Genomic DNA, 262 nt, shown 5'->3' with positions numbered 1-262 from the left:
AGCCACCGCCGATATCGATGACCAAACGCTTATCGCTACTGGCGTTGGTGTGCGAGACGCCCAAATAAATTAGACGCGCCTCTTCTCGTCCAGCGATGATTTCGATCGGCTTGGGTAAGATTTTATTGGCCCGAGTGATAAAGTCATTGGCATTCTTAGCTTGGCGCAAGGCATTGGTCGCCACCACACGAATACGCTCAGGTGGTACTGAATCAAGACGCGCCACAAACCGACTTAGACATTCAAGTCCTCGCTGTTCAGC

Annotated in this window: 1 protein-coding gene; it reads right to left on the bottom strand. The window is 51.5% G+C overall.

Features of this window, described 5'->3' with window-relative positions:
* The coding region (locus tag AAEZ06_RS27530) for a Ppx/GppA phosphatase family protein (RefSeq protein WP_502948064.1) at positions 1-262 on the bottom strand (262 nt) is incomplete at both ends.

Source organism: Pseudomonas sp. HY7a-MNA-CIBAN-0227, from assembly GCF_040310325.1.
Taxonomy (GTDB): Bacteria; Pseudomonadota; Gammaproteobacteria; order Pseudomonadales; family Pseudomonadaceae; genus Aquipseudomonas.
The sequence above is the reverse complement of the archived record's forward strand: the minus strand, read 5'-3'. Positions and strand labels throughout refer to the sequence as shown.